The organism is Shewanella litorisediminis, assembly GCF_016834455.1.
Lineage (GTDB): Bacteria > Pseudomonadota > Gammaproteobacteria > Enterobacterales > Shewanellaceae > Shewanella > Shewanella litorisediminis.
The window spans coordinates 771234-791507 of sequence record NZ_CP069213.1; the positions used below are offsets into that span (position 1 = coordinate 771234).

16 protein-coding genes are annotated in these 20274 nt (G+C 54.9%); 9 read left to right on the top strand and 7 right to left on the bottom strand.

All coding sequences use genetic code 11. The annotated features are described in order from the left end of the window. Positions 1-14: 14 nt before the first annotated feature. A complete protein-coding gene (mtgA, locus tag JQC75_RS03385) occupies positions 15-752 on the top strand; it encodes a monofunctional biosynthetic peptidoglycan transglycosylase (protein WP_203326092.1) in 738 nt (245 codons plus the stop codon). 76 nt (positions 753-828) lie between these two features. On the opposite strand, the gene JQC75_RS03390 is transcribed toward mtgA, so the two are convergent. Then, entirely contained in the window at positions 829-1299 is a 471-nt protein-coding gene (locus JQC75_RS03390; RefSeq protein WP_203326093.1) for an Hcp family type VI secretion system effector, read from the bottom strand. 288 nt (positions 1300-1587) lie between these two features. Between JQC75_RS03390 and JQC75_RS03395 the strand changes: the two genes are divergently transcribed. Together JQC75_RS03395 and JQC75_RS03400 are read left to right on the top strand one after the other, a co-directional pair. Then, entirely contained in the window at positions 1588-1929 is a 342-nt protein-coding gene (locus JQC75_RS03395) for a hypothetical protein (protein WP_203326094.1), read from the top strand. 111 nt (positions 1930-2040) lie between these two features. Further along, complete coding sequence (locus JQC75_RS03400) at positions 2041-2457, top strand: GFA family protein (RefSeq protein ID WP_203326095.1); 417 nt, start codon at positions 2041-2043, stop codon at positions 2455-2457. A gap of 150 nt (positions 2458-2607) precedes the next feature. Here JQC75_RS03400 and JQC75_RS03405 read toward each other — a convergent pair whose 3' ends face one another. Further along, positions 2608-4965, bottom strand: coding sequence for an Ig-like domain-containing protein (locus JQC75_RS03405; protein WP_239002071.1), 2358 nt, complete (start codon positions 4963-4965; stop codon positions 2608-2610). 117 nt (positions 4966-5082) lie between these two features. On the opposite strand from JQC75_RS03405, the gene JQC75_RS03410 reads away from it, so the two are divergent. After that, on the top strand, positions 5083-6177 hold the full coding sequence (locus JQC75_RS03410; protein ID WP_203324635.1) for an ISAs1 family transposase: 1095 nt from the start codon (positions 5083-5085) through the stop codon (positions 6175-6177). On the opposite strand, the gene JQC75_RS03415 is transcribed toward JQC75_RS03410, so the two are convergent. Together JQC75_RS03415 and JQC75_RS03420 are read right to left on the bottom strand one after the other, a co-directional pair. After that, complete coding sequence (locus tag JQC75_RS03415; RefSeq protein WP_203327107.1) at positions 6157-7995, bottom strand: S8 family serine peptidase; 1839 nt, start codon at positions 7993-7995, stop codon at positions 6157-6159. The genes JQC75_RS03410 and JQC75_RS03415 overlap by 21 nt on opposite strands. A gap of 30 nt (positions 7996-8025) precedes the next feature. Further along, the gene (locus JQC75_RS03420; protein ID WP_203326096.1) at positions 8026-9000 is read right to left on the bottom strand and encodes a protease inhibitor I9 family protein; all 975 of its coding nucleotides are present in this window, start codon (positions 8998-9000) and stop codon (positions 8026-8028) included. Between the two features lie 226 nt (positions 9001-9226). Between JQC75_RS03420 and JQC75_RS03425 the strand changes: the two genes are divergently transcribed. The 4 genes from JQC75_RS03425 to JQC75_RS03440 all read left to right on the top strand — a co-directional run bounded on the left by JQC75_RS03425 (position 9227) and on the right by JQC75_RS03440 (position 15493). Then, positions 9227-9688 carry a hypothetical protein gene (locus JQC75_RS03425; RefSeq protein WP_203326097.1) on the top strand — a complete coding sequence of 154 codons (462 nt, stop codon included), beginning with the start codon at positions 9227-9229 and terminating at the stop codon, positions 9686-9688. Beyond that, complete coding sequence (locus JQC75_RS03430; protein ID WP_239002072.1) at positions 9685-10578, top strand: DMT family transporter; 894 nt, start codon at positions 9685-9687, stop codon at positions 10576-10578. The genes JQC75_RS03425 and JQC75_RS03430 overlap by 4 nt, the downstream gene beginning before the upstream one ends. 113 nt (positions 10579-10691) lie before the next feature. Beyond that, positions 10692-14558 carry a response regulator gene (locus JQC75_RS03435; RefSeq protein ID WP_203326098.1) on the top strand — a complete coding sequence of 1289 codons (3867 nt, stop codon included), beginning with the start codon at positions 10692-10694 and terminating at the stop codon, positions 14556-14558. After that, a complete protein-coding gene (locus tag JQC75_RS03440; protein ID WP_203326099.1) occupies positions 14555-15493 on the top strand; it encodes a GGDEF domain-containing response regulator in 939 nt (312 codons plus the stop codon). Before JQC75_RS03435 ends, JQC75_RS03440 begins: the two co-directional genes overlap by 4 nt. An 82-nt stretch (positions 15494-15575) precedes the next feature. Here JQC75_RS03440 and JQC75_RS03445 read toward each other — a convergent pair whose 3' ends face one another. Together JQC75_RS03445 and JQC75_RS03450 are read right to left on the bottom strand one after the other, a co-directional pair. Further along, positions 15576-15839, bottom strand: a complete 264-nt coding sequence (locus JQC75_RS03445; RefSeq protein ID WP_203326100.1) for a DUF2999 family protein — start codon at positions 15837-15839, stop codon at positions 15576-15578. Positions 15840-15999: 160 nt separating this feature from the next. Next, positions 16000-16998: a catalase family peroxidase gene (locus JQC75_RS03450; RefSeq protein ID WP_203327109.1), complete on the bottom strand. Its 999-nt coding sequence runs from the start codon at positions 16996-16998 to the stop codon at positions 16000-16002. A gap of 349 nt (positions 16999-17347) precedes the next feature. Here JQC75_RS03450 and hflX point away from each other — a divergent pair, with 349 nt between their 5' ends. Continuing rightward, complete coding sequence (gene hflX / locus JQC75_RS03455; RefSeq protein WP_203326101.1) at positions 17348-18679, top strand: GTPase HflX; 1332 nt, start codon at positions 17348-17350, stop codon at positions 18677-18679. 125 nt (positions 18680-18804) lie between these two features. On the opposite strand, the gene dbpA is transcribed toward hflX, so the two are convergent. Further along, positions 18805-20208 carry an ATP-dependent RNA helicase DbpA gene (dbpA, locus tag JQC75_RS03460; protein ID WP_203326102.1) on the bottom strand — a complete coding sequence of 468 codons (1404 nt, stop codon included), beginning with the start codon at positions 20206-20208 and terminating at the stop codon, positions 18805-18807. Positions 20209-20274: the final 66 nt, after the last annotated feature.

Consider the following 20274-nt stretch of genomic DNA (forward strand, 5'->3'; position numbering starts at 1 on the left):
CAGGAGTCCTGGCCATGTCTGAATCGGCGCTGGCCGGCGGGAAAAAGCCGGGATTGCTTGCCCGTTGCTGGCGTGCCCTCTGGCGCTGGAGTTTTCGCCTGCTGCTGACATTTCTGATTCTGTCGCTGACGTTGGTGGCGACGGTGAGCTTTATCAATCCCCCCACCTGGGCTTGGCGAATCGACAGGGCACTGTTTCCACCCAAAGACAATATTCAGGTGCGCCACCAGTGGGTGCCATTGGAAAAGATTGCGGCCAATATGCAATTGGCGGTCATTGCCTCTGAAGATCAACGCTTCACCCAGCACTATGGCGTCGATTTTGCGGCCATTAAAACGGCCATCGAAGACAGAGATCCGGGAGAGCCCCTTCGCGGCGCCAGTACCTTAACCCAGCAAACCGCCAAAAACCTGTTTCTCTGGTCATCCCGCAGTTTGGTGCGTAAAGGGCTCGAGGCCTGGTTCGCCCTGCTGCTGGATACTCTCAGCGGTAAGCGCCGTACTCTGGAGCTTTACCTCAATATCGTTGAATTCGGTCCGGGCATTTATGGGGTGGAAGCGGCGTCCCGCTATTACTTCAACAAGGGGGCGGGTCACCTCAGTTCAAGAGAAGCCGCCCTGCTGGCCGCTTTGCTTCCCAACCCCTGGGCATATCGCATCAATCCCCCCACCGCCTACATGAATCAGCGTGCCGATTGGATTGGCCGTCAAATGCGCCAATTGGGGATGGCGACTCTGAAAGCACTCGACTAGCCCAGCGATTTTTGTCGGTGATGGAGGAGGCGACAGGACCAGAGGGCACATCCGTGGATGGACCCACTGTCAGAACTCAGTGGCACTTGTGGCTGCTTGAGCTGATACGGGTTAGCTCGGGGGCGCCGGGTTTGCCATCCGGGCCGGGGCGACGATACTCTATGGTGGCTTCATCGAAGTGCAGACTCACGCTTTCCGACATCCGTTGATCGCCACTGCCGCCTGTTTGATAACTGGACACACTGACATTGCGCATGCGCAGTGTAAAGTAGTCCTCAGCCTGTTCGGTGCCGCTGAGCGTCATGGAAATTTCGGCATCAGGGTACTGGGTGCCCATCATTTGCCCCATTAAAATATCCACGGTGGCGCTGTCGGTATATTTGGCCAGAGACACATCCATAACACAAAGGCTGCCTGAGCCATTCATGCTGTTGCTCGTGCCCCAACTCCATGCGAGCAGCTCGATTTCCTCCAAGTGACCTTCGTCCTGGCTTTCGCCTTTGATATCACCCAGTTTTAAATAGGCTGCCCCTTGAGCTGATCCCATCGTCATTCCCAGGGCCAGGGCCGATACCACACCTAGTCGCTTCCAGTGACTGACTCTCATCAGATTCTCTCCTTAAGATGGTTACTGACTGTGCCGCCCATGCAGGCACAGGACTAAAGTGTAGGTCTCGGCGCTTATTCCTGCTTAGAGGGATAAATCTCATTCCAAGGATTGATGTGCGGCCAATGACGTTTCTTTAAGGTGTGCACAGGCCCATTGGCATAGTGCGGCCATGACAGCAAGGCCAACTCCGGCACTGATATTTACCCGAGTAAAAGGAACTTACCCATGAGACATCCACTGATAATGACGTTGCTGCTTGGCACCTTGCTCCCCCATGTTGTTCATGCCTCGCAAGAGCCTGAGCTATCCGCCGACATGTTTGAACAGGGGGTACAACTGACGCTCCAAACCATGCGCGGCAACGGCGTGTTCGAAGCTGTGTCGGCGTGTGTCGGCATGAGTCAAACTGCCCTGGAGCAGGCGGTGGTCAGCCGACTAAGGCACTGCCACAGCGAATACACCCGAAATCATGATTACGAGGCGCTCGATGTGTGTCTTTCCGCCACCATGGAAAAGGCATCAGGCAAATCAGAAGCCGAGCTGGAAGCCTGTATGATGAGCCAGTAAGACCCAGCATCCTGGGCGCGGGATTAAAGTCCCGGGTTGGCACTGGACAGCCAGCCTGTGGTTGCCAACAATGGAGACATCCTTTTTTGTGCCAGCCCGGGTGAATACGCCATGGATACGCTCCAACACGCCTGCGGCGCTTGCCTGTGCGGCGCCATTCATGTGGAAATTGACTTGCCGCCCAAGTGGGTGGCCCATTGCCACTGCAGCCAGTGTCAGCGTGCCCATGGGGCGGCTTTTGTGACCTGGCTTGGTGTGAATGAACTGGCCGCGCGCATCAGCGACCCGGAGCAACAACTGCAATGGTTTGCCTCATCACAGGCGGCCCGGCGGGGCTTTTGTCGCCGCTGTGGCAGCAGTTTGTTTTTTACCTCCAGCCGCTGGCCTGGAGAGCTGCACATAGTTCGCGCCTGTTTTGGCGATCCCATAGCGCAGTTGCCCATGGCCCATGTGTTCTTCGACACCCACGTGGATTGGTTTGAGGTGCGCGATAGTCTGCCCAAAAAAGCCGCCCCGGAAGTCGATTGACGCCCAGTTTATGCGCCATGGCGCAGCCATGAGGCTTCGTCACAAACGCCCTTAACAATAAAAAGACCGATGGCGTGGCCATCGGTCTTTGGTGTTCACTTCGTTTGGGGAGGGAATGGCGGCCAGACAGCGTCAGGCCGCCGGAGGGGATTAATGGCGACGGCGCAGCGCACCGGCTGCCATCAGCAGCAAGGCCATCCAACCCAGGCTACCGCCCGAGCTGTTGTTGGCAGGAGGAGTGGTTTCTGTCACCGGGGCCGCGGCCACCTTGACTACGACCTCTGCCTCGGCTTCATCCATGCCATCAGACACTGTCACCGTGAAGCTGTGCTCGCCCACTGACAGGCCGGTCACAGTGGTCACGGCTGCACTGTCATCACTGATGGTGCCCGGGCCATCCCAGCTGAATGTCAGGTTGTCACCGTCCATGTCCACTGAGCTGCTGGCATCCAGGGTAATGGTTTGCCCCTCGGTGATGGCAATCTCAGCCTGGGCGGTTTTGGCAACAGGTGCATCCTGCTCTGGCGTAACTGTCAGCATAAAGCTGACGCTTGCCTGATCGCTGGCGTGCTCGTTGTCCTGTACCGTCACTGTCACCAGGGTTTCACCAAAGAAGTCGGCATCGGGCTTCAGGCTGAAGCTGCTGCCATTGATCTCGGCCTGCACGTGCTCACCGGTCACAATCAAATGGTTGCCCACTTTATTGGCGTCCAGATAGAAGACTTCGATGCCACTCAGTTCACCGTCTTCGGCTACCTGCATATCGGGCAGGGCGGCCACTTTCAGATCGCTGTTGACCACCAGAGTGCGGCTGGTGGTTTTTTCCATCTGCCCCTCTACGCTCTGGGTCAGTTGGATCTCCAGCGTCTTGCCAACGGCTTCTGGCTGAACAACGGCCTTCACCTTCATGTCGATGGCACCCTGCTCAGGGCCCTGATAGTCGAAACACATCACCATGTTGTCTTCGAGCACCTCATCCAGGTTGTCAAAGCCAACCATGGTATAGAGATAGCCGTCTTTCGGACCGACATTGGATGAGTAGGGGCTGTCAAAACCTTCCACGTAGATGGTGCCTTTTGCCAGGTTTGCACCCAGATTATCGTAGGCAAAGATCATCTCGAAGCGGTTGTCACGGAAGTCCAGGTTGGGGCGCAATATCACTTCATAGTCGTATTGGTCACCGGTTTGGGTATCAGTAACGTTATCGAACTCCATAAACAGCAGGTCACCCAGATCAGGACGGTCAGCATCGTACTGAGCCGCGATGGTCAAACCCCATGGGTCATCGGGATGACGGCGGTTTTTGGCTTCGAAACTGCCACGCCAGAAGGGATTGACTGACTCATACAGGAAGCCGGGACCACGCACATAGTTCATCATCCAGTAGGCGGTGTTGAACTGCATGGCACCCACGGCGTGCATACGTATAAAACCACCGTTGTCCTGGTTGTAGAGCTTGAACTGCTCCTGGTTCATGCCCCAGAAGAGCCAGTTCATTGGCACATCGTTATAGGCGCGATAGTCACCCACATGCCAGCTCTGGTCGGGCTGTATACCAAACTCACGCAGATCGATGTAGCCACCATCCGAGTACTCATCAATCATCGGAGTACGGCACTGGGCCGACGTCAGGCTGTTGGTCACCACATATTCGCGCTGAATGTTACGGGTGCTTGGCTGGTTGCCGCTCAGACTGAAGCCCTTCTCATCCATTTCCAGGTTGGTCAGCGCCTTATCATTAAGGGTCTTCAGGGTTTCCGGCGCCAGACGCATGCCCTCAGGCAGGGTCAGCTTAAAGCTGAAGTCCCTGTCACGGGATTCCATGTTGGGCAGCATGGCCAGGTCAATCTCAACCACGTCCATATTGCGCGCCTTATCCTGGCTGAGGTTAAAGGACACATTGTCCTTGCCGCGTCTCAGGGTGAGGGAGGTAAAGCCCAGGGCGCCTTCTTCGCCCGGCATGTTACCCATGTCGAAACCACCGTAGAACACGTCCCCTTCCACAGCCTCCGGCAGATCCCAGTTCAGGGTCAGCTCATAGTTGCCGTTACCGTCATGGGATGCCGGTCCTTCAAGGTGGAAGTTGCCAACTGCGCTGTCATTACCCACCAAAGCAACGGCGGTGGTCACATTGTACTTTTGCTCGCCGCGGCCGACATTGGTCAGGGCTATCCAGTAAGTCCCGGGGACCGGGTCCACCAGATCGCAATAGTTCATGGCAGCGCTGGAGGATGACTGACACTCAAGCTCAGCATGGAACTCGCTGGTCAGTGCGCTTGTGTTTTCCGCCATTTCCTCTTCGCTGGGGATGAAGCTGTCGTTGCCGTTGGCATCGCGGCCGATACTCAGGATTGGGATTTGTTTGAAGTAGCGTGGGTTGTCGTTGTTGTCATGGCCGATAAACTCGGAAGACAATACTTCCACCATCAGACGCTTGGTGCCCTCAGGCACCACCACCTTGCTGAGACCCCATTTTTCGACGTTGGCCAGGCTGATAAGAGGGCTCACCAGTCCCAGCTCATGCTGTTCCAGTTGGGGTTTTACCCAGGGCAGGATCCCACTTTGAGTTGAACTTTTACACAGCCTTATGATCAGATCAGCATTAGTCATAACCAGCTGACAGACATGAATCTTTTGGAACACCTTGAAACACTGCCCGATCCTCGTAAGGAAATCAATCTTAAACACAACTTGGTTGACGTAGTCTTCCTGACACTCTCTGCCGTACTCAGCGGTGCAACCGGCTGGAAGTCGATCCAGGAGTTCGGTGAAGAACAACTCGACTGGTTACGGCAGTACCGCCAGTTTGAGTATGGTATCCCCAGACGACACTGTATCGCCAACATTATCAAAGCCTTGGATAGTGAGCTTCTGCTGCAAACGGTGTTCAGCTGGATCAACGAGAAACGGCAGAGCGAAGGTAAGTCGGTCATCGCTCTTGACGGTAAAACGATGCGCGGTGCGTGGAGTGACGACGTTAAAAATGCACTTCATGTCGTCAGTGCGTTCGATGTCAGCAACGGTGTCACGCTTTATCAGGACAGTTCGAATACCAAAGGCAAAGAAGCCGAGATTGCCCGAAACGTGATTGATGCCTTGGCACTGGATAACGCAATTGTCACGCTCGACGCGTTGCACTGCCAGGTCGCCACCATGAGCACAATTACACAGCGCAAAGGCGATTTCGTGATCCAGGTGAAGTCCAATCAAAAAGCGCTGCTTGAGGAAGTGCAGGCGTCATTCCGTAACCTTTATGACTCAAAGGAACTGGAAACGTATGAACAGTCCAACACCGGTCATGGCCGCAAGGAGTGCAGGACCGTGATGCAAACTGAAGCCGAGTTGTCACCAGACCTGAAAAAGAAATGGCCCCATATAAAGTCACTGATAGAGGTCGCCAGCGAGCGGACTGTTAATGGTAGCACATCATGTTCGTCACGTTGGTACGTCAGCTCCCTGCCAGTGGACGCTGAGGAAGCAGCTCGCACAATCCGCGACCACTGGGCCGTTGAGAACCAACTGCACTGGGTGCTGGACGTTGTTTTTCGCGAGGATGCTTTGAAAGTGTCAGATCCAGAGGGTGCTAAACATTTGGCCCTATTCAACCGTGCGGCACTAAGTGCAATAAAACAGCACAATGGCAAGAAAGACAGCCTTGCAGGTAAGCGCCGGCGTGCAGCTTGGAGCCCTGTATTTCGTTCAGAGCTGCTCTTTGGCTAAATTATGCACAAAGTGGAATCCCGCCCTGGGTTTTACCAGACCATAGTATCTGGGGGTGAACTGGCTGTAGTTGTCGGTATTCACGACAAAGGTTTCAGCACCCTGCTCGCGGTTGAACTCGATTTGCTTGGCGAAGGGCAGTTGGTCGTAGTTGGACAGGGCCACCACAGGCATATGCAGCTCAGGTGAGCTGCCCGTGCTCTCAGTCAGCATCAACTGACCATTAAAGAGCGCATAGTTGTTATTGCCGTCCCAGGGTGAGTCGCCGTCGTCAGGGTCAACCGCATAGCTGGTGACGCTGGGCACTGTCATCTTCACCATGATGGTCTGGGTTTCCCCGGCCTTCAGGCTGAACTGGCTGGGGGTGGCAACCAGGGTGGCACCGTCTTCCTTCACCTCAGTGCTGACTGTCCAGCTTCCATCTTTGGTCGCCTTCACAGTGCGCATCCAGCTGCACTCTTTCTCACAGTTCATATCAACCATGGAAGGCAGGTTCAGCCAGTTAACGATACCGCCGTTATTGGGATTGGCCGCCATATAGCCATCGATGGTTTCATCCATGATAAGCCCGGTGGCGTCGGCTTTGGCAACATCAATGGCACCGGCACCGGCCATGAAGTTGTAAGGCAGCGTTGTTGGTGCTGAGCCGGCATAAGGCTGGAACTTCACTTCGTTGGCAGTCAGCATCAGGGCCGATTGGATCTCTGCCGGTGTCCAGTCTGGGTGCAGCTGGGTTAGCAGTGTCATGGCGCCGGCCACATGGGGCGATGCCATGGAGGTACCGCTCATCATGGTCCAGTCGCTGGCCGATGGATTGTTGGTAAAGGGTTGATCGTCGGAATTGGCGGCATAGATGTTGACGCCGGGAGCCGTGACATCGGGCACCAGATTGTCGATATAGCGACTTGGTCCCATGGAGCTGAAATAGGCCAGCAGGTTGCCTTTTTCTTCATCCAGCAGATAGTCGTTCACATGGGCTGTGATGGTGCCACGGGCCGTGCCGTTACTGCGGTTGATCCAGTTTTTCAGGCTAAAACCCACACTGGAGGATACGTTGATGCCGGGAATGACAAAACGGTCAGCCACTAATGGGTCGTTAAAGTTGACGTTTTGCAGTACCAAACCGCCGGCGCCACCGGCCTGTACGTTGATTGCCTTGTCTACACGGGGAATATCGCCTCGCTCACAAACCACGATTTGGTCTGCGGTGAAGGTGCCGACAGGGAAGGGCGCGTTACAGGTTTTGGCTGCATAGCCATCATTGGGGTTAGGATCGGGATAGTGTTCAGCCAGCACAAACTGACCGGAAATTTCATCGGTAAAGCCTTTACCCACGATGTCATTTTTCGGGATGGTGAAGGCAGGCCCGGTCGACTCGAAGGCGGTGATACGGGTTTTGCCCGCATCCAGGGTTCTGTCGTGGGTGGAGGCGCCTACGGTAGTGACCCAGGGCGAGGTGTGGTCAGCACTGTAAAAATAGGGGCCAGAGTTTCCGGCCGCCGCAGCCACTGAGATACCGGCTTCACGGGCAGACAGGAATGCCAGTTCCATGGGGTCTTCCCAGGGGAAGTTTTCACCGCCACCGATGGAGAAGTTAATCACGTCCACGCCATCGCGAATGGCATCTTCAAAGGCGGCGAGAATGGCTTCTTCGGGACAACCGGCATAAGGGTCGCCACCGTTGCCTGGCCAGCACACCTGATACGAGATGATGTGAGCACGGGGAGCAACACCTGAGGTATGGTCAAAATTAAATGGCAGGTCTACGCCGTCGCTGACCTTGTCGCCGTTGGCGGCCTGGAGGGGCGTATTTTCAATGCGGTTACCGGCGGCTGTGCTGGCGGTGTGCTAGCCGTGGCCGTTGTAGTCTTCACCATTGCGGGGACGGATAAGCTTGGTCTGCCAGGCATAATCCTGAAACTCAGGGGCATTGTAGACCTCGGTAATCACATCGTAAGAATAAACGCCAATCAGCTTATCGTTACAAAGGCTGGCATCTGCCTGACAGTCACCCAGATACTGGCCGCCCATTTTTTCATGGCTGGCGGTAAAGGCGGCATCCGAGGCAAATGCCGGATGATCGGTATTTATCCCGGTGTCGATGATACCCACTACCATGCCTTCACCCTGCGCCTTCAGGCCAGAGCTGGTATTGCCGTTCCAGGCGGCATCGGCATGGATAAATTCCGGACCGCGATCGGTACGTAATTTGAATACCCGGGTTGGGGTAATCTTTTTCACGCCGGGCACCTGCGCCATACGCGCGGCGTCTTCCTGGGTCATGCGAACCGTGGCGGCGTTATTGGCCAGGGTAAACTGGTTTTTCAGCTCGAAGCGGGCGCCATGGGCACTGGCCTTGCTCAGCACACTCTGCTGCTTGCTCTTGAGCATGGACTGGTAGTTTACTACCTCAGACGCCTGAGCCTGGCCTGGGTTCATCCCTCCGGACTTCTGCATCATCAACGGCTTGGTAGGGGCGTAACCAGATACCCCCCCTTCATAGGTGGCCACCGGCTTGTCGTCGAACTGTACGATAAAGGTGTGTTCACCCTTGATGGAATCGTCGAATTCGAACACTTTTTGCTGGCGTCGGTTCAGTACGTGATTCACTTTCCCGGGGGCGAGGAGGAGGTCTCCGGCTTGGTTTTCTTTACGCGAAGTATTGAACTCCTTGATATCTTCGCTGGTAAAGGTGGGTACATAGAAGCCGCCCTTGTCGGCTTTCGTCATGCCAATCTCTGCTGCGGCATAGCCCGACATCCCCAGATACAGGACACCGAACACAGCAACTGCGCTGGCTTTCATTGGATGTTTCACTGTCATTAATGACTCCGTTCTTGTCGTTATTATGTTTCCATCCACAATTGTCGGTACCGCTATGCCCTGCCGGTTATCAGGAAGTACCGCATCCCCGCTGCAATACTTTCAATAGGTTATGTATGCCAAACCGGGTGGGCAAAACCCACAATTTGCGGACCTGATCGCAAATAAAGCGCTCTTTTATATCACTGTGAAGTAACGGAAACTGTACGAGTTTGTAGCAAGCTTGTTGCTGCATGGTTTGCTTTTTGAGCGTGATTTTGAGGAGCAAACAGCCGGTTTATTGGTCAGGCCAACCCGGCAGAAGGTGCAGAAAAATTGCGGTCACGGCGCGAAAAAAGCCGTGCACACTCCCCGATTGCGCAGGGCGGTGTGCGCTGCCTTGATGGATACCTGCCAGTGTATAGCCCAGACAATGGCGCCTGATTTAATCGGCAAAGTAGATGCTGCTATTCAGTTTTTCCTAAGGCAGCTATTTCCAAATCGGTACAACTTGAGATTACCGGGCAGGGGCGGCTTGAACACTGACTGGTTCCCCTTCGATACCAGTAATCTGCGTTGCAGCAATACTGATGGTTTGTGCCAAACTGAACCATGGCCGACCGGGCTTGAGAAAGTATGTAATAGATTGTTTTTTATTAAATATGAACTGAGCTGTCCGCGGCGTGAAAACAAGATGGAAATAGGATGACCAATACCCCAAAAACCATGTCTCAGCATTCGAACGTGCGGTTGTGGTGTTTGACCGCGCTGACCATGTCAGCCTTTGCCGCCAACTCTCTGCTCTGCCGTGAGGCGCTGGCCTCAGGCAGCATAGATGCCGCCAGTTTTACCCTGGTGCGTATGGTCAGTGGGGCCGTGGTGTTGGCGACCCTGGTCTTATGGCAGTCCGGGAATAAGCCTTTGCCGGGCAATTGGCGTTCAGCTCTGGCCTTGCTGGGCTATGCGGCGGCTTTTTCGTTTGCCTATCAGAGCCTGAGTGCTGCCACCGGGGCCTTGCTGCTGTTTGGGGCTGTGCAGGGTTCCATGATTGCTTATGGATTTTGGGCCGGAGAGAGATTACGCCCGCTTCAGGTATTTGGTGTCGTGCTTGCCATGGTGGGGCTGGGATGGTTTTTACTCCCGGGTGTCGCTGCGCCGGATCCGCTTGGTGCGGTCTTGATGTTGCTCGCAGGGTGTTGTTGGGGAGTCTATTCACTTTTGGGAAGAGGTGTGGCATCGCCTTTGGCGGCAACGGCGGGAAACTTTGTTCGTGCAGTGCCTCTGGCGCTGCTGCTGTATGTGTTGTTGGTGTTGAGTGGTATGGCAGGCGGCGTAGAGCCGGGATTCACCCTCTCCGGTATTGGCGTGCTGTATGGCATGACCTCGGGCGCCTTGGCGTCGGGGCTTGGCTATGCACTCTGGTACTGGGTATTGCCAAAACTTGAAGCCACCACAGCCGCCACAGTGCAGCTCAGTGTGCCCATCATTGCTGCTTTCGGTGGCTGGCTGCTCCTTGGTGAGGCCATGAGTTTGCGACTGGTTATCAGTGCCTGTGCTGTCCTCGGAGGCATCGCCATGGTGGTCATGCTCAGGCGCTAAGTCACCGAGTACAAAGGGAAAAAAGAGTATGCGGCCGTTAGCATAGTGGTCTATTATTTAAGCCACACCTTTTTTCAGCGCGTTATACACGACCTCATTGAACAGAGGGACTCATGCCGGGGACTCATTTGCTGAAGCCGTCTTTATCACGTCAGTCGTTATTTTCACTCTGGGTGCCAGCGCTGATTTTAGTCCTGGGTTACGTGGTTGGTGCCCAGCTGGCCGAGCGGCAACGCCTTGAAAATGATCAGCGTATTAAAGAGGTCATGGGGCAAAGGTTGGAGCAAATAAGTACCGGTGTGACGGAAAAGGTATCCCTCTACCAATATGGACTCAGGGGATTTCGGGGAGCCATGCTCACCTATGGTGTGGATAGTTTTGACTATAGCCGCATGCAGGTATACACCCAAAGCCGTGATTACGGCCACGAGTTCCCCGGCGCCAGGGGCTTTGGTTTCATTCAGTATGTGCCGGTTCAGGCTTTGGACACGTTTCTGGAAGCCAGTGCCAGAGAGCGGCCGGATGGACGTTTTGCACTTCGACAGCTCAATCCCCATACAGACGATCTCTTTATTATCCGTTTTGTTGAGCCAGAAGCCCATAATAAACAGGCGATTGGCCTGGACATAGGCTCAGAGAACAACCGTCGTCAGGCGGCCCTGAGATCGGCAAGGGAAAACAGCGTTACCCTGACGGGCCCTATTACTCTGGTGCAGGCCAGTCAGAAAAGTTTGCAGGGTTTTTTGATTCTGATGCCGGTGTATCGCACCGCTGACACTGAAGCCATCTCCGGGTCTGGCATGGCTAACCTGGTTGGCTGGAGCTACGCGCCAATCCTCATTGACGAGGTGCTGAGCACCATTTCTGGTCTTGAAGAACATTTGGCACTGTCTATTTATGATGTGACCGATGGCACGGCGCAGCTGTTTTTTCAGCGGGGCGCCCATGAGGTTGCTCAAACCGACTATCAGGTAGACGCCCATATCGGCCTTTACGGCCGGGACTGGCGCTTGAGCCTGTCACCGGACCCCACGTTCATCCAGCGGATGGCCTTGCCGGAACCCACGTCAGTGCTGCTCGATGCCTGGCTCACCAGCCTGTTGATCGCCGTGCTGGTGTACAGTGGCCAACTTGTTTGGATGCGCCGTGCAGTGGTATTGCAACATCGCCGCGAGCTGGCCAGTGCCGAAGAAAAAGCCTTGCTCAGTGCCAAGGCCAAACTTGAGCAACTGGTGCAGGAGCGAACCTCACAGCTTGAAAAAATGGGCACCTTGCAGCGGACCATTCTGAATGCGGCCTCCTACGCCATTATTGCCACCGATCCCAACGGCATTATCACTGTGTTTAATCCGTCGGCCGAACGGCTGCTGGGCTACAGCGCCAGGGAGATGATAGGACTCCAGACGCCTGCCGTTTTTCATCTGGAAGACGAAGTGGTGCGCCGGGCTGCGCAGCTGACTGATGAACTGGGTACGCCAGTTGAGCCCGGGTTCGACGTCTTTGTTGCCAAGGCGAGACTCAGCGAAACAGACACCAATAATTGGACCTATATCAGTAAAACAGGGGCCCGCGTTACGGTAAAACTCAGTGTGACCACCCTCTATGGTGAAGATAAAGACATCATGGGGTATTTGGGGATTGCCTATGACCTGACCGAGCAGTTAAAGCGTGAGCAAGAGCTGGCCGATGCCCGCGAACAAGCGCTGCAGGCAAGCCGAACCAAGTCTGACTTTCTGGCCAATATGAGTCACGAAATCCGCACCCCCATGAATGCGGTTCTCGGGCTTTTGCAAATGACATTACAGACCGAACTGCCACCCCGCCCAAGAGACTATTTGCAAAAGACCCAGCAAGCGGCCAAATCTCTGCTGGCGCTGTTGAATGACATTCTGGACTTTTCCAAAATTGAAGCGGGCCGGATTGAGCTTGAGCAGCAAGACTTTTCGCTGCAACAACTTCTGGGGGAAATGGGCAGTATTCTTTCTTCACAGGTGCAGCAAAAAAACATCGAGCTGGTATACCAGGTTGCGCCTTCTGTGCCGGATCAGCTGATTGGCGACAGTCTCAGGCTGAGGCAAATTCTGCTGAACGTGTTAAGCAACGCCATCAAGTTTACCGAGGCAGGTAATATCATCACCCGTATCGATGCCGACCTGGGAGACAAAGGTGTCTGTCAGTTGCATATTGAAATCCAGGACTCAGGTATCGGCATGACGGATGCCCAGCAAGCAATTATATTCAAAGGTTTTTCACAGGCAGATTCCTCAATTTCACGCCGCTATGGCGGCACGGGGCTTGGCCTTGCCATTACCCGTGAGCTGGTGCACCTGATGCAGGGTGACATCCGCGTTACCAGCAGCCCCGGGGTGGGTAGTACGTTCATCATCGATGTTCAGCTGGGATTTGATGCCGCTAAAAATAGCTTGGGTACCCGCTTCAGTGGCGTGAAGGTATTGCTGGTGGAAGATAACCAGACCTCCCGCCTGGTGTTCAGCGAACTGCTGCGGGATCTGGGGTGTGAGGTCACATCGCTCGATAATGGCCTGACAGCCCTGAAGACGATAGAAACCATGGCGCCTGATTCCTTCGATGTGCTGCTGGCGGATTGGCAGCTACCGGGGCTGGACGGGCTTGAGCTGGCTTCGCGGGTGCGCCATCTTGAGTCCCTCACCAGGCAGCCCGGTATCGTTATTGTCACCGCCTTCAGTCAGGCGATGCTCGAGGCGCAGCTTAAGCACAGGGAAGAGGAATTTGACGCCACTCTGATTAAGCCTGTGACCCGTGACATGTTGAGGCGCTGCCTGCAAAGGGTGTTGGACCGCCACAGCGACGATAGCCTGAACAAGTTGTTTCATCTGCCATCGGCCCCCATTCTGGTCGGCAGGCGACTCCTGCTGGTGGAAGACAATGCCATCAATCGCCTGATTGCCACCAGTCTGTTGGGCCAGCTTGGTGCAGAGGTTACCGAGGCCGTGGATGGATTTCAGGCATTGGAGATTCTCACCCGTCAGCAGTTTGATTTGGTGTTAATGGATATCCAGATGCCGGGGATGGACGGTTACCAAACCACCCGTAAAATTCGCAACGAGCTTATGCTCGCCGATTTGCCCATTATTGCCATGACCGCCAACGCCATGCCGGAAGATAAGCTGGCTTGTCGGGATGCGGGCATGAACGACCACATAGCAAAGCCATTTGAGATAGATGAAGTCGCGGAAAAGTTGCTTCAGCACCTGAGTATGCCTGAGTACGAGAGCATGCCCGGCGTTGCCGCCGCTGATGAAGTTCCCTTCGGTGCGGACTCCTTTACAGGCGCGCCTGTTGAGGCCATATCCGATACGTTATCGCTGCCCATGGATGCCCTGCCAGAGTCGGTCAGACAGTTTTCTCAGGCCAATGGTCTTGATCTGGAGCAAGCCTGCAAACGTTTGGGGGACCGTGAGCTCTATACCAGTGTTATCGATCAGTTTTTGCTGGATGTACGCCAGGCACAAACGGGTCTGTCTGTGCCTGAACTTGCGATGAAAGAAGCGAGAATTCAGTACCATAGCCTTAAAAGTGGCGCAGCCAGTTGCGGCTTTGGTGAGCTGGCACAGCTTCTGAAACAAGCAGAAGCCAGCTGCCGAGAGGAAAGTGAAGCGAATGTCGTCCCCGATGAGAATGTGGTCAGGTTGCTGCCTGAGGCCATTTCGCAGCTTGAGCAGTTACAAACGCTGCTATCGCCACAAGTGCAAAAGTCCGCTGCCACTTCACAAACAGCCCTGTCGCACGCAGAGCTGGCGGCACAACTAACGACACTGCAGCAGCTCCTTGGCAAGTCAGATATGGCGGCGTTGGATTTGCTTACAAGCCTGCGCGAGCCTTTGGCGGAGCAGGATGCCGTGCTCACCGGAAAGTTACTGGAAGCCGCAAATAACTTGGATTTTAATCAATCACTTGTTCTACTATCGGCTTTTCAGGGATTCGAGAAGATAGGATGATAAATCAGGAACCACCATTCACGGGCAGCGAAGATGCCCCGCCCAAGGTGCTGATAGTTGACGATAACCCAGCCAATATTCAGATGGTTTATCACATCATAAAAGGCCAGTATCAGGTGCTGATGGCCACCTCGGGCCGCAGTGCCATTGAAATATGCCTGGAGATGTTGCCGGATCTGGTGTTGATGGATGTGATGATGCCTGACCTCAGTGGCCTGGATACCTGCAAACTGATGAAGCAGCATCCTGAGCTTGCCAATATCCCAGTGATTTTTGTGACAGGCCTGCACAGTCAGGACGATGAAAACGCCTGCTGGGATGCCGGTGGCGTGGATTTTATCCCCAAACCCTTCAACGCCACCACCCTGAAGAATCGCATCAAGGTCCATTTGATGCTTAAGCGCCAGAGTGATTTATTGCGGCGGCTCGCGTTTCTGGATGGCCTGACCGGGGTGAAAAATCGTCATTTCTTCGATCAATATCTTGAGACTCAACTGATGTTGGCCAGGCGCCAGTCCCAGGCGATTTGTGTGCTGATGGTGGATATCGACTATTTCAAGCAGTACAACGACAGCTTTGGGCATCAGATGGGGGACGAGGCGCTGCGCTCTGTGGCAAAGGCGCTGGGGGGAAGTTGCCGCAGACCGGCGGATTTGGTGGCGCGCTATGGCGGCGAAGAGTTTGTAATAGTGCTGCCCAACACACCTCAGACCGGGGTAGAACGGGTTGTCGAACGCATTCAGGCGGCCATAGCCGGGCTTGTTATCGCCCATCCGGCATCGGCAACTGGCTTTCTGACCGTGAGCATTGGAGGCATGATTTGGCTCGCAGGCTACCAAAGCACAGAGGCCCTGCTCGGTGAGGCCGATAAAAGGCTCTACCGTGCCAAAAGCCTGGGGCGGAACCAGGCCTGTCTTGACGTGAATATGGTCTGAGCGCCAATAAAAACGGCAGAACTGGATTCTGCCGTTTGTTCAAGCACGCAAGGCCAGTCTGATTGACCGGCAAATTAAGCGCCTATTGGGCTTTACTCTCATCAAACCGGGCCTTGGCAGCCTCGACTTTGGCAAAATCCAGCCCCAGCTCATCCACCGCCTCTTTGATAAGCCCTGGATTTTGCATCACCAGCATCATCATGCCCTGGAGTTTTTCAGGTGCAATACCAAGCTGGCCCAGCACGCCCATGGCCATCAGCGGGTTTTCGGTCAGGGTTTGGAACAGGCTTTTTACCTGCTCATCACTCACATTGTGCTCTTTGAGCAGCGCAATAATGGGGTTCATCGCGTTTCCTTTAACCTCAGTCAAACATCAGGATGGGCGGATTCTAGCAGACTTGAATGCGGAAGTTGATGCCGTCTCAATACCTGTAGTGTTCAGGGCAAGCGCGTGAGCGGTAATCTGCCCGGCCGGCATGGGAGCCGGGCATTTATCGGGCGCATGCTTATCTGCGACGAATAAAGGACTCAATGTAGGCCGGTGTGCGGGCATTGAGTATCGGGTCGGCAGAAGGGGTAATGCCCTTTGGCAGCAGCACGGGATTGAAGATACCTTCACCGCATTGGGTAACGTCGGGGGCGTTGTCTCTTTGTCCGTCGATGACCAGCTTGCCCGCCAATAACCGGGTACGTGAGTCCGGCCAGGTGACGGTGGGATCGTTGATGATATCGCCTTCTTCTGCCAGCTGAATGTAGAGCTCCCATTGGGCCGGTTGTGTCTGAATACGCGCCAGCAACTCTGGTTTCAGGAAGTTGTCATCCATTGTGGCAAGCTCGTCTTTACTGAGGGCCGCGGTGCCTGCCAGTGGCTCAAAAATCCATTTACCGGCAATGGGCTCTGCTGTTTTGCCCGATTGAGACTGACGGAAATAAAAGCTGTTTACACCAAAGTAGCGGCTGCTCGCGAAGCTGGGGCTCGGTGGCAGCTGCGCCACATAATCGAGAAAGCGTTTGGCATCGGGCTTATTGTCCACAAGCCATTGCTTGCCTTCGGGCCCCTCTTTGATTTTGGTTTGGAAGCTGTAAAAGTCGTCCAGATTACTGGCAAAGAAGATGGGCACATTGGTGGTAACAAAGTTAAGGCTTTCTTTGTCGCCATCGATCTTCAGCGACATAAAGCGTCCCGGGGTTTTATCGGACAGTTTCGCATTGGTGCCACCTAACGAAAAGCGTGCCGTGACCTTGATAGGGCCCTGATTGAAGAAAGGAATGTCCAGATGTTGCTGCAATTCAGGCGCAGGGATAAAGCTGCCCGAGGTACAAAAGCCTTTGGCATGATTTCTGAGTTTAACTTTTTTGCCCGCCTCACGGCTGGCGTCGTCCAGGGTGCCATTAACGGCATCCACCAATTCGGCAATACTTTTGTCGCTCGCCATGGCTGCAGATGAAATAAGACTCAGGCTGGTGATAAGGCAGACTTTGGCGAGGGTTCTGTGTTTTTCCATGTTCACGGCAACTCCATTTGGTAGTTGAAGAATATGTTGTGATGTATCAATAGACACGGCAGCCGGTAAAAATCTTTCAGCCACCGGCAAAAATCAGGGTGTGGCGTTCAAGGCGCGCTATTGCAATAGGGGCCTTTCACCGGAGCAGGCATTACTTTTGCCCCGTCTATGGGCAGCAAAAAATCTGCTATTTCAGTGGCCAAAGTCCGGCAAAAAAATATTTTATCAGGGTGGGCTCCTGAGCTGGATTGTTGCGCCTATCTCTCGTATAAAGGCGGCATCACAGCCTGAGTATTGTGCTGTGAAGCCCCCGTGCCTGAATTCAGGTCTGCCGCTGCTGTGAGCCTCTATGCCAGATATCCAAGAACAAATCGCCCCCCGAGCCCTGCTCATTTCCATCCACACCCCCAACATAGGTGCCCGAGAGGTAGAAAGTTCTCTTGCGGAGCTGGCCCGTTTGGTGAGCACCCTGGGGTTTGCCGTGCATGGGACACAGACCCAAAGGCAACAGTCCACCAAGCGCCTGTCGGTACTGGGCAGCGGCAAGCTGGAGCAGCTCGCCCGGATGACCGGCGCCTTGGATGAGGCCGATGACTCCCTGGCCAACATTGATGAAGCCGGTTTGGAGGCTTTTTTGGCGGGCAGTCAGCGCCAGCATGCCAATGTGGTGGTGTTCGACTGCGACTTAAGCCCGATGCAGCTTAGAAACCTTGAAGATGCGCTCGGCGTCGAGGTGTTTGACCGCACCGGTATCATCATCGAGATTTTCAGCCGCCATGCCAGCAGTAAAACGGCGCGCTTGCAGGTGGAACTGGCGCGGCTCAACTATTTAACTCCCAGAGTACGCCGTGAACACAGCGGTGATAGACAGCGCATCGGGGGCCGCAGTGTGGGGGAGAGTGCTCTGGAGCTTGAACGCCGTGCTATCCGTGACAAGCAGGCCGAGTTGAGGCGCGACCTCAAAAAGGTGCAGGAGGTGATGCAGGAGCAAAAAAGCAGTCGTGCAGATATCCCGGTGGCGGCGCTGGTGGGCTATACCAACGCGGGTAAGTCCTCTCTGATGCGCGCGCTTACCGGCTCAGATGTGCTGGTGGAAAACAAGCTGTTTGCGACCCTGGATACGACGGTAAGAGCACTCTCGCCTCAGACCCAGCCGCGGATTCTGGTTTCTGATACGGTGGGCTTTATCAATAAGTTGCCCCACGATCTTGTGCCTGCGTTCCACTCCACCCTGGAAGAAGCCAGGGACGCCAGCCTGCTTTTGTATGTGGTGGATGCGAGTGACCGGGATTTTCGCACCCAGCTTGAGGTGGTGCGCTCGGTACTGTCGCAAATCAGCTTGGGTGGAAAAGACAAGTTGCTGTTTTTGAACAAGGTTGACTGCTTAAGCTCCGATGAGCGGGCCGCGCTGGCACAGGAGTTCCCCGATGCATTGCAAATCAGTGCCTTGGATCCTGAGGATGTGGCCCGGGTACATCAGGCCATAGTCGATGCCATTGCCAATCAGATGCACAGTGCTTGCTTTAATATCCCCTACGCCGCCAGCGCACTGATGGGGGACATTCACGGCAAGATGCAGGTCATCGACGAGGAATATCACGAGTCGGGTATGCGCATCACGGTGCGTGGCCGCAGCATGGATCTGGACAGGCTCAACAAGCGCCTGCTGACCGGCTACTGACAATGAACCGCATTACAGCCAGCTGAACCTTGCTCTGACTATGCCGCTGAATAACAATCAGGGCCGCATCCAGCGCAATAAAAAAGGGCCGCTACTGCAGCCCTTTTTTACCTTGGATACCCGGTTTACTTCATCAGCCAGGCGCGGTAAGACTTGCCTTTAATGCGGCCAGAGGTGATTTTACCGAGGGCCTTTTTAGCCACCTTACGGTTAACCGCCACATAGGCGCGGTAGTCGGTCACCAGAATCTTGCCCACCTGGGCACCTTCGATGCCGTTGTCGCCGGTGAGGGCTCCCAGGATATCGCCGGGACGCAGCTTATCCTTTTTACCGCCATCAATTTGCAAGGTGATCATGGCAGGCGCCTGGGGCGTGTTGCCAAGCAGGCTTGCTGAAGGCAGCGGCTCGCTTTGAATCTCGCGCGCCAGGTACTCTTCCAGCAGGGCTATCTTGTAGCCATCTTTGTCGTTATAGAAGGTAAAGGCGGCGCCCTTACTGCCCGCGCGGCCGGTGCGGCCAATGCGGTGAATATGCACTTCGGTATCGTGGGCCACATGGTAGTTGAATACCGCATCGAGGGCATCGATATCCAAACCCCGGGCGGCCACGTCGGTGGCCACCAGAACGCAGGCGCTCTTGTTGGCAAACTGCAGCAGGGTCTCGTCCCGGTCGCGCTGCTCCAAATCGCCGTGCAGCGCCAGCACGCTGAACCCCGCATTGGTGAGCTCATCAGCCACCTTTTGGGTTTCTCGCTTGGTGTTACAGAACACCACAGCACTTTCTGGCTTATGTTCAAGCAGCAACAATTGCAGCGCCTGCATGCGGGCTGCATCGTCGTCCAAATGGAAGAAGTGCTGGGCAATGGTGCTTTTTTCGTGGGTTGTGGCCACTTTCACCATCACGGGGTTATACATCACCTGCTGGGCAATGGATTGAATTTCTTCGGGGAAGGTGGCGCTGAACAGCAGGGTCTGACGCTCACGGGGGGCTCTTGCGATAATCGCATCCAGCTGTGGCTGAAAGCCCATTTCAAGCATGCGGTCGGCTTCATCGAGCACCAACATGTTGAGGTTACTTAAATCGAGGCGGTCGCGCTCAAGATGGTCCACAATTCGCCCCGGCGTGCCTACGATAATGTGGGCGCCATGCTCCAGCGAGCCTACCTGTGGCCCCATGGGCACGCCACCACAGAGGGTGAGTACCTTTACGTTGTGGATACCCCGGGCGAGGGTGCGGATTTCCTGGGCCACCTGATCGGCCAGCTCCCGGGTGGGGCACAGCACCAGGGTCTGAATACGAAAACGCTTCACATCCAGCTTGTTCAGTAACCCCAAACCAAAGGCCGCGGTTTTACCCGAGCCTGTCTTGCCCTGACCAATCACATCCTCACCCGCCAGAATAGCTGGCAAACTCTGGGCCTGAATGGGCGTCATCTCGTGGTAGCCCATGGAGGACAGGTTCTCAAGCAGTTCTGTTTTAAGCTTAAGGGTTGAGAATGCCAGTGAAGGCTGGGTATCTGAATTGCTCAAGGAAGGTATCCTGTGGTGGGTAACCAGGCTTAGGCCGGGTCACTGAAATGGCGTTATCACTGTGGT

Bases quoted from the DNA above. Each gene is read 5' to 3' on its own strand.
- JQC75_RS03395 (WP_203326094.1), top strand. From the start codon at position 1,588: ATGAGACATCCACTGATAATGACGTTGCTGCTTGGCACCTTGCTCCCC.
- JQC75_RS03450 (WP_203327109.1), bottom strand. From the start codon at position 16,998: ATGGAAAAACACAGAACCCTCGCCAAAGTCTGCCTTATCACCAGCCTG.
- JQC75_RS03410 (WP_203324635.1), top strand. From the start codon at position 5,083: ATGAATCTTTTGGAACACCTTGAAACACTGCCCGATCCTCGTAAGGAA.
- JQC75_RS03400 (WP_203326095.1), top strand. From the start codon at position 2,041: ATGGATACGCTCCAACACGCCTGCGGCGCTTGCCTGTGCGGCGCCATT.
- hflX (WP_203326101.1), top strand. From the start codon at position 17,348: ATGCCAGATATCCAAGAACAAATCGCCCCCCGAGCCCTGCTCATTTCC.
- JQC75_RS03445 (WP_203326100.1), bottom strand. From the start codon at position 15,839: ATGAACCCCATTATTGCGCTGCTCAAAGAGCACAATGTGAGTGATGAG.
- JQC75_RS03435 (WP_203326098.1), top strand. From the start codon at position 10,692: ATGCCGGGGACTCATTTGCTGAAGCCGTCTTTATCACGTCAGTCGTTA.
- JQC75_RS03440 (WP_203326099.1), top strand. From the start codon at position 14,555: ATGATAAATCAGGAACCACCATTCACGGGCAGCGAAGATGCCCCGCCC.
- JQC75_RS03420 (WP_203326096.1), bottom strand. From the start codon at position 9,000: ATGACAGTGAAACATCCAATGAAAGCCAGCGCAGTTGCTGTGTTCGGT.
- JQC75_RS03390 (WP_203326093.1), bottom strand. From the start codon at position 1,299: ATGGGATCAGCTCAAGGGGCAGCCTATTTAAAACTGGGTGATATCAAA.
- JQC75_RS03430 (WP_239002072.1), top strand. From the start codon at position 9,685: ATGACCAATACCCCAAAAACCATGTCTCAGCATTCGAACGTGCGGTTG.
- mtgA (WP_203326092.1), top strand. From the start codon at position 15: ATGTCTGAATCGGCGCTGGCCGGCGGGAAAAAGCCGGGATTGCTTGCC.